Annotated in this window: 7 protein-coding genes and 1 pseudogene; 6 read left to right on the top strand and 2 right to left on the bottom strand. The window is 59.9% G+C overall.

Annotated features, from left to right (window positions below; genetic code table 11):
* Window positions 1-120 (top strand): annotated as a pseudogene (locus AB4Y34_RS40005) (IS30 family transposase); the annotation flags it as partial.
* A 317-nt stretch (window positions 121-437) separates the two neighbouring features.
* Window positions 438-950 carry a hypothetical protein gene (locus tag AB4Y34_RS40000; protein ID WP_368719143.1) on the top strand — a complete coding sequence of 171 codons (513 nt, stop codon included), beginning with the start codon at window positions 438-440 and terminating at the stop codon, window positions 948-950.
* A gap of 409 nt (window positions 951-1359) precedes the next feature.
* Here the strand turns inward: AB4Y34_RS40000 and AB4Y34_RS39995 are convergent, their stop codons facing one another.
* A complete protein-coding gene (locus AB4Y34_RS39995) occupies window positions 1360-1722 on the bottom strand; it encodes a winged helix-turn-helix transcriptional regulator (protein WP_368719142.1) in 363 nt (120 codons plus the stop codon).
* A gap of 89 nt (window positions 1723-1811) precedes the next feature.
* Here AB4Y34_RS39995 and AB4Y34_RS39990 point away from each other — a divergent pair, with 89 nt between their 5' ends.
* A complete protein-coding gene (locus AB4Y34_RS39990; RefSeq protein WP_368719141.1) occupies window positions 1812-2138 on the top strand; it encodes a nuclear transport factor 2 family protein in 327 nt (108 codons plus the stop codon).
* Window positions 2138-2917, top strand: coding sequence for an SDR family oxidoreductase (locus tag AB4Y34_RS39985; RefSeq protein WP_368719140.1), 780 nt, complete (start codon window positions 2138-2140; stop codon window positions 2915-2917). The genes AB4Y34_RS39990 and AB4Y34_RS39985 overlap by 1 nt, the downstream gene beginning before the upstream one ends.
* Window positions 2918-3965: 1048 nt before the next feature.
* Here AB4Y34_RS39985 and AB4Y34_RS39980 read toward each other — a convergent pair.
* Window positions 3966-5102, bottom strand: a complete 1137-nt coding sequence (locus AB4Y34_RS39980; protein WP_368719139.1) for an integrase domain-containing protein — start codon at window positions 5100-5102, stop codon at window positions 3966-3968.
* Between the two features lie 1163 nt (window positions 5103-6265).
* Here AB4Y34_RS39980 and AB4Y34_RS39975 point away from each other — a divergent pair.
* Window positions 6266-7282 carry a PRTRC system protein D gene (locus tag AB4Y34_RS39975; RefSeq protein WP_368719144.1) on the top strand — a complete coding sequence of 339 codons (1017 nt, stop codon included), beginning with the start codon at window positions 6266-6268 and terminating at the stop codon, window positions 7280-7282.
* Window positions 7279-7650, top strand: a complete 372-nt coding sequence (locus tag AB4Y34_RS39970; protein WP_368719138.1) for a hypothetical protein — start codon at window positions 7279-7281, stop codon at window positions 7648-7650. The genes AB4Y34_RS39975 and AB4Y34_RS39970 overlap by 4 nt, the downstream gene beginning before the upstream one ends.
* The last annotated feature ends 168 nt before the right edge of the window (window positions 7651-7818 follow it).

The following is a 7818-nucleotide window of genomic DNA, read 5'->3' as shown; positions in this document are numbered from 1 at the left end:
GTCTACTCACAGGCCAGACTCAATGCCGTGGCACGAAGGCTGAACGAGCGCCCAAGGAAAACGCTGGACTATGAAACACCGGCTGAACGGTTCCATCGAACTATTGCATCGACCGGTTGAATTCGCCGGGGGAAGCCGCCGTTTGAATGTCCGTCGGCTCAATAGCGCGAAAGGCCGTAAGTGGCCGACTGCCGCCCGACGCGGTCGGCCGGCCCCGACCCTGCTCGGCCAGTCGATGCTTAGCTTCCCCACGGTCTCTTACCGAAGCGCAAGCGCGCTCAGATGAGCGTGCGCCGATCACGACGAATCCCGGGCACTGGTCACATCGGGATCTGTGGCTCGCGCGACAACCAACACCATGTGGTGCACTTTCTGGAAAAAGAGGCCGGCCCTCCTATGCTTCGTTGTGATACCCCCGCCCCCGAAAGGAGCCTGTGATGCCGACGAAAGCCGAACTCGAAGCCGAAGCGGAAAATCTGCGCAGCCGCATTAACCGTTTGGAAGGGCGGCTCAATGAAAGCAAGTTCACGCGTATGAAGACGTTGATGATGTTTGCTACTTACGGTGTGCTTGGATTGGGAGTACTGGCCGTGATCGGGGTGTGCGCGGCTCTAGGCAAGCCTAATCCGTTCAATGCAAGCACTACGTACATTTTCGTTGCGCTTGGCATTATTGGAATCGTTGGGCATCTCGTCGCAATCGCAACGATCCTTAAGAGGGATTTCAAGATCAAAGCTGAAATCTCAGCGAAGCGCGCCAAGCTAGACGCCATCGTGGGTGAGCCAGGAACGCCAACAATAGACCCCAACCGCGCGAGTCGCAGGATCACAACCCCACAAGATACCCCGCAGCTCGTGCGGCGTCACAGGTCATCCAAAGACCCATCCGCTGTCGTGGAGTCCGGCAAGCGGCCGGATAGCGTCATTCAGCCGCCTGATCAGCGTCAGTAGCTGAATGTCCGCAAAGGCCGACATACGCTGTTCGACCGTTGGACGGGTTTCGAACTGAACCGGCCGTTCGACTGGCCGACGTCTAACTCAGGTGAACGGCGGAATGTGGCCGACCTCTGCCCGACGCGATCGCCCGAACCCGACCCGATGGAGCCGCTCGGACAAGATTTACCACCGTCCGCTCCGGGAGCGACATGAGACGACCGCGGATAACGCGTCGGCCTTTATCTCGTCGGCCATCACGGAAAGTGGCGGATCGCTGACGCGGTCCGACCATACGGCGACCCGACGGCGTGACTCCGAAAACGTTGGGAGAGCACTCCAAACCGATGAGACGCATCCGTTGAATTAGCAGACACCTCGTCGACGACCCACAGAATTCGAATTCAGGAAAACAGGTCAGTCAGCCTTAGGCACGCACGCTCGACGCAGCCGATGGAAAGTCTTCACGGCGCTCCGCCCATTTCAGGATCGCGTCCAGTGCCGGGCACAGCGCCTGCCCCCAATCGGTCAGGCGGTAGTCCACCTTCGGCGGCACCTGGTGATAGACCGTGCGCGTCACAATGCCGTCCTCTTCGAGGCGGCGTAGCTGCTGGGCAAGCATCTTCTGCGTGATGCCTGGGATCAGCGTCTCGAGGTCCGAAAAGCGTCGCACCTGACCACCGAAAAGGTGAAACAGGATGACCAGCTTCCAACGTCCTTCCAGCAGCTTGAATGCGGCTTCGACGTCGATCGCAGCGGTCGTGGGAGTGTAGGCTTTTCGGTTGGGCACGGCTTACTTACTTTTTAGTGCGTTCTTGCGATGTGGTAACTATAGCGCCATCATTGGGACATGCAAACGTGACGTTCAGGAGAAGTCCGATGAACATGGCCCTGCCCCCGCCACTGGATGTCTATCTGAACGCGGAAGCCACCAGCGACACCGCTTCTCTCGCGAACTGCTTCGCTGCCGATGCCGTCGTGCGCGACGAGGGCCGCACTATCGAGGGGCTCGAAGCCATCCAGGCCTGGAAGAAAGACGCCAAAGCCAGGTATCAATACAACGTCGAGCCGTTGGACCTGTCCCAAGATGGCGCCGCCGTGACGATGCGCGCCAGGCTCACCGGCGCCTTCCCCGGTAGCCCGGTCGAGCTGACCTACACGTTTGTCCTAGCCGGCGGCAAGATCGCGTCTCTGGAGATTCACTGATGAGCGCCGCACTCGAACTTCAGGGCCTTCGGGCGCTTGTCACAGGCGGGACCAAAGGAGTCGGTATAGCCGTTGTCGCGCACCTTTGCGAGGCCGGCGCGAACGTCCTTGCGACGGCACGTTCGCGTCCCGATGACCTTTCCGAAGAAAGGTTCATCGGTGCGGACATCACGACGGCCGAGGGCTGTAAAACCATTGTCGACGCCGTGCTCGAACGGTTCGGCGGCGTCGATATAATCGCGCACGTGGCGGGTGGCTCATCTGCGCCGGCGGGTGGCTTCAGGGTGCTCGACGACGACGAATGGAACAAGGCATTGAGCCTGAACCTGTTCCCGGCAGTGCGCATCGATCGCGCGCTGTTGCCCTTGATGGTCGAGCAGCGCTCGGGCGTCATCATCCACGTCACGTCGATCCAGCGGCAGTTACCGTTGCCGGAGGCCACGATTGCCTATGCCGCCGCCAAGGCTGCCCTGTCGAACTACAGCAAAGCCTTGTCCAAGGAAGTCAGTCCGAAAGGCGTTCGGGTCGTGCGTGTCTCCCCGGGCTGGGTCGAGACGGATGCCGCCGCGAGTCTCGTTGCTGAGATCGCCCGGCAGAACGGCATCGACACGGAAGGCGCCCGCAAGATCATCATGGATTCGCTTGGGGGCATTCCGCTCGGCCGGCCATGCTCTCCGCGAGAAGTCGCAGAACTCATCGGTTTCCTCGTCTCCGCGCGGGCCAGCGCCATCACCGGCACTGAGTACGTCATCGACGGCGGAACCGTTCCGACTGCGTGATCTGAGCCGCTTGTCGGTGGACGTCGACGTGCTTGGCGTACGCGAAGCGCGTTTCGCAGGTAGCTGTTCGCGGTCCCCGTTCAGGCGCCGGCCTTCACGTGGTGTGCCCGCCCAACGAACCTATGCTTTTCTGCAGCACGGCCACCCGTGGTGGGCCGGGCATTATTCTCCGGCGTCGTCGCACCCGGACGCCAGGTCACACAGCAGGTCACCCTTCGTCCGCAATTCGCGATGCCCTGGAATGGCGGACGGCAAGCTCAGATCGCGATCAGCGACCGTCTCATGTCGAGCCGGGAGCGGACCCGCGAACGCTTCCTCTGAATGGCTCAAACTGGCCGAACAGCGCCCCATGACCGCGCATGAAGTAGCCTCGGGCGGGCGTCTCATGCAGAAGGCATAGACCGACCCGAAGCAGCCTCTCGGCCTTATCGAAAGCAGAGGTCCGTCGACAACGGTTTCCCCACCGTTATCTTGGTCAATCCACCAACTTGCGGATGAGCAAATACGCAACGAACACAACGGCTGTACCTACCAGTAACCAATAGACCACTTCCTCTGGCTTGCTCATCCGACTCCATTGCTCGGGCGATGGACCACCTCCGACTGCTGGCATTTCCGCTCCATTTTTTTCAATACTGCGCGAGTACCGATGCACCTTCCTTGTCAGCGTCGGTCGCCATTGTCAATGATCCGACCGGGGACGTCGAACGGCCGTTCCTGGCCCCGAACTGAGGCCGACGACTGATACCGTCTGTCAAATCAAGTCCAGACTTGTACAACCTTATTCGCCGCCTTTTGGCCGCGATCGCCTTTCCCAACTGGGTCCAACGCGACTGGTTGAAGCAGGGTCAGCTGCCAGTTGACACGCCGTTACGAATCCGAGAAAAAAAGAGCCGGCTACGCGAGCCGGCTGTGAACTGGTTCCAACATGTTCCTACGGCCAATGCCGGAACCCGAGAGACGATTCATATTGTGGGGGAGCAGTTGCGCGAGAAGCGGTGTGTATGACACACAATTTTAGGACCCATTTCCACGGGCCTCTGCAATGCTATTTGTCCGCGGCACCCAGTATCCGGTACAGTGCCTGCCGCGAAATTCCCAACGCCTTCGCGGCATGACTCTTGTTGCCGGCGGCCGCAGTCACGGCGTTCCGCGCGTCGTCTATAGTCGGCAGCTTCTTCTGCAACCGGTCTTGCATAGCAAACGTTGACAGATACGCGCCCGCCTTGCTCAGCCGGGAGTGACCTGCAGCCTCGACGACGCGGCGCATCGCCTGTTCATGTAGTTGTGGGTCAGGCCGTTCACCAGCTCGCTTAATGGGCGCCGGTACGCCAGTGGTATCCTGATAGAGCGTTTGCAAATATTCGTGCCGAAGACCATGACTGGTAATGCCCAGGCCTTTTTTGGTGATCCCGTGTTTTTCGAGGACGTAGTAGTACCAGTCACGCCATTGACCTAAGGTCCTATCTGCGGGGACAGTCGAACCTGTCAACCCGTTGCTGAGCCTCGCCGCTTCCTCCAATATCCTGATCTTCGTCTCGATCGGTACCTCGCGCGGCCTACCTCCTTTCGTGCCGCGCGTCACAGCTAGCAGTGTCGGATTACGCGCGGCTTCTATGGGGCGGAGCATAAAACTCTCTTCGATGCGCAAGCCAAACGCAGCCTGCAATTTCAGCTGAACCGCAGTATGGGCACACGTTTGAGCGATCTCTTCGATCTTCGCGATGGCATCGACGCCATGCGTCTGCCACGATTTATCCTCCTTTGCCACGTAACTCCGTTTCAGACCGAGCGCCTCTCGGTCCGCGTAGTCGTCAAGCGAGCCAATCAGATTCGTCTTGCCCATCCATTGCGCCATCGCCCGAAAATACGTCAGCTTGTTTTCTATCGTCCCGCCGCTCTGACCAGCCGCCACCCACGAGTCGACCAGAAATTTCACATGCTTGTGTTTAAGCGACCAGGGCGTCTGAAGAGCGTAACCGCCCTCGCGCAGTTCCTTGAACGCCTTACACAGTTTGGCAGCGCGATATTCCTGCGTCTTGATCGACAACGCGCGCTTGCTGATTCGCGTGGTGCTATGAACTCGCGCAACGTTCTCGTCGAACAATTTGAGGAGCGCATCCCGCAATTCTGGACCAAAACCATAGCCGTTGACGATCGCTCTCACATTGAGAATTGCGCTCATGCGGTAATCCCTTGCGGCGCTGCCGCGCTGCCTCTGCGTGCCATTATCCAGCCCGATGGTCGCGACATCCCTACCTGATGCCGTCACCCGACCACCCGGTTTGCCCTTTGTTGCCCGCCACTGTGGCGGCTGCGCCGTAGCCCCGTCGCTTGGGTCCTGCCTTCCTGTCCTTTAGCGATTCCATCCGATCAACCAGATGCATGGGAAGATCATGCATTCCGACTGTCCAACCTGCCGCCCATCAGCACGAATCGCGCTTCGCGCAATCCGCCACCGATGCATTTCGCGCGGGGCATCGCTGCCTTCGCGCTGCGCGGAAACACTTCCCGCTCAATGCAGCTTCGTGGCTACCCTGCCAGCATCACGCTTTCGCGCCTCTGAACCGTGTTCCGCTTCGCGGAGCTCCGGGCCAGTGCTAATTGCCGGGCAATACCTGTACGCGTTTTGTGTACGGCCGCGCGCGCCGTGTCCTCGTCCGTCAGGGAATCGCGGTTATCCGGTCTTGCCGGTCCGCAAGGCTTCCCCCGCCCCTAAGTCACTCATCTCCGCCGCGGTGTATCGGGTTTCGTGAGCGCACCCAGCCGTCGCTGTAAGGGCGTGTGCAGACGCCGCCGAGATGTAGAAAGTGTCCGGTGTCCGGTCTCTCCACATGTCCTCAACGCGTCACAACGCGGCAAACCGCCGCCAATCGTATGGATATCGCAGTGTCCGGGTGTCCTCAACGTGGACCACCATGGACTTGATTTGCTTCAGAAAAAGGCCGCATCACTGTGCGGCCCGGTCAGTGGGGTACTTCTCGCCCTGTTGCGGGCCAGGGATAGGGACGAGCGAGTGCCTTGCACTCGCATTCGATGCGTCTGGGACGCGGTAGGTATGCCAAGGATAGCGCCAGTCGCGCAAGCAGTGCATGCCGAAAGATGGTCAGAACCGGTCGGCTTTCGTCGACTTGACTTCGCTACGCGCTCGCTAGACTGAAACCAGGTAGAACTGACAGAAAAGTGTCAGTTTGCTCAGAAAGCCCGGCGCAACACTCGAACTGACACTTAAGTGTCAGTTATCTGATAGTTCGCCGGTGCCGCGTGACCGGGGCGACTCAAACTGACACTTATCTGTCAGTTTTCTGTCACTTCGGAGCGTGGTTCAACTCAACGCATGGAGTCACCTTGAAAACTTCGGTCTTTGCAATCGACGTCGGTTACGGCAACACCAAACACGCTCACCGGGCAGCGAGCGGCACCATCGCCACGGGCATGTTCCCTTCCCTTGCGCCGCTCGCCGCAAGCCGTGCACTGTCCGGCTATGGCGACAGCGTGCTCGCCTCGCGCAAGGTCGCGACCATCGTTATCGAGCAGATCGAGTACGAGCTTGGGCCCGACGTTTCGCTCACGGCAGCGTACGGCAACACCGGCCGCGCGCTGTCGAACGATTTTGTGCTGTCCGATAACTACGCGGCCCTTCTATTCGGCGCGATTCATTTCGAGGACGTCACCCATATCGAGCGCCTGGTCCTTGGTTTGCCCGTTCATAACATGAAGAAGTACTCCGGCGCGCTGCGCGATCGCTTCACCGGCACGTTCGACTACGGCCCGGGTCGCATTACGATCGACAAGGTGGTAGTCATCCCGCAACCGCTCGGCTCGCTTGTCGCCGCATCTTCTAACCGTCAGGGTGAGTTCGGTCGCGACAGCGCCCACCTCGTGATCGACGTGGGCTACTTCACGACTGACTGGGTTTATGCCAACGGATTCACGATGAACGACAAGCGCAGCGACGGTATCCCTGGCGGCGCATCCCAGATCTATCAGCGCATCGCGGCACTCATCTCGCGCGACCAGGACGAACAGGTCGAGGACATCGAACGCATCGACAAGGCGTTGCGCGAGCGCAAGCCGTTCTTTTTCTATGGCAACGAAATCGACCTTGATCCATATCTCGACCAGTCGCAACCGGTCATCGCTGGTGTTGTCAAGGAAATGCAAAACAACGTCGGCCAGCTCACCAACGTGCGCTCGATCATTCTGTCCGGGGGCGGTGGTGCGCTGTATGCACCTGCAATCCGGAAGGCGTTCCCACGCGTGACGCTCGAGGTCATAGACTCACCCTGCACGGCGAACGCCAAGGGATTCCTGATCGTCGGCGAAGCCGGGCTTACCCGCGAGCGCGCCACTGCAAAAGCATGAGCGAAAAGTTCGACATGAAGCTGGTCATTGACGCGGTGACCACGCCTCTCCTTCATTCCAGACTCCGGCAGGCAAGCTCGTACAGGGAACGTGCGGCGCTGCTGCGCTCCCTGGCCGAAGCCGCGTTGCGGGAAAATTGCGTCACCATAGACTTCGAGCGGCAAGTCGCGGTGCGTGCCGTCTATCCCGCCGCCGCGATCGCGCGCAATGTGATTGCGCCCGAGGCAGCCGGTCAACGTGCGGCCGCCACGCGCGTTGCCACGGAAGCAGTCATCGAAGAAGACGAGCTGCGCTCAATCAACGGGACCGATGAGCCTGGGGGGCACGACGTCGATCAGATCGCCGACGCCTTTGGTGCGTTCTTCTGATAGAAACTTGACCCAGATGCGCGTCAAGCCCCGTCGTTCACGGCTGAGCTTTACCCACAAGTCCGCTTGTAAACTGGTTCGGACGGTGTTAACTTTCGCGCATTCAATTGATGTAGCGGCTGCGGATTGGCGATCGGAGACGACACGGCAGACTGGGCGAGCGAGGAA

The sequence above is a fragment of the Paraburkholderia sp. BR10954 genome (assembly GCF_040965775.1).
In the GTDB taxonomy this organism is placed as follows: Bacteria; Pseudomonadota; Gammaproteobacteria; order Burkholderiales; family Burkholderiaceae; genus Paraburkholderia; species Paraburkholderia youngii.
Note: the sequence above shows the minus strand (reverse complement) of the source record. Positions and strands in the feature narration are given on the sequence as shown.

Coding starts and splice junctions, on each gene's coding strand:
- AB4Y34_RS40000 (WP_368719143.1), top strand. CDS start 438: ATGCCGACGAAAGCCGAACTCGAAGCCGAAGCGGAAAATCTGCGCAGC.
- AB4Y34_RS39990 (WP_368719141.1), top strand. CDS start 1,812: ATGAACATGGCCCTGCCCCCGCCACTGGATGTCTATCTGAACGCGGAA.
- AB4Y34_RS39985 (WP_368719140.1), top strand. CDS start 2,138: ATGAGCGCCGCACTCGAACTTCAGGGCCTTCGGGCGCTTGTCACAGGC.
- AB4Y34_RS39980 (WP_368719139.1), bottom strand. CDS start 5,102: ATGAGCGCAATTCTCAATGTGAGAGCGATCGTCAACGGCTATGGTTTT.
- AB4Y34_RS39970 (WP_368719138.1), top strand. CDS start 7,279: ATGAGCGAAAAGTTCGACATGAAGCTGGTCATTGACGCGGTGACCACG.